Annotated in this window: 1 pseudogene; it reads right to left on the reverse strand. The window is 60.1% G+C overall.

Annotated features, from left to right (window positions below):
* Positions 1-280, reverse strand: a pseudogene (locus AC0L2O_RS36690) (EamA/RhaT family transporter); the annotation flags it as partial.
* Position 281 lies beyond the last annotated feature (1 nt).

Raw genomic sequence — 281 nt, forward strand, 5'->3', positions numbered from 1 at the left:
TGTAGAAACTCATGACGTCGGCGAGCGGCAGATAGACGACGGCGGCGTAGAACAGCGCCGTGTCGAGCGTCGTCATGACGACGCGCAAGACCTGCAGTTCCAGGCGCTCCATGTGGAACAGCTTGGCCGTACCTTGACGCGCGATCATCGGACCGAGCACGAAAAAGGCGCCGATGGAACGGATCAGCACGACCTGGCCGACGGAAAAGCTGGCGACCAGCCATTTGCCCATCGCATCGTTCAACGCAAACAGGAAATCGCCGGCCAGCATCAGCAGAATG

Source organism: Bradyrhizobium sp. Kon10 (genome assembly GCF_055807395.1).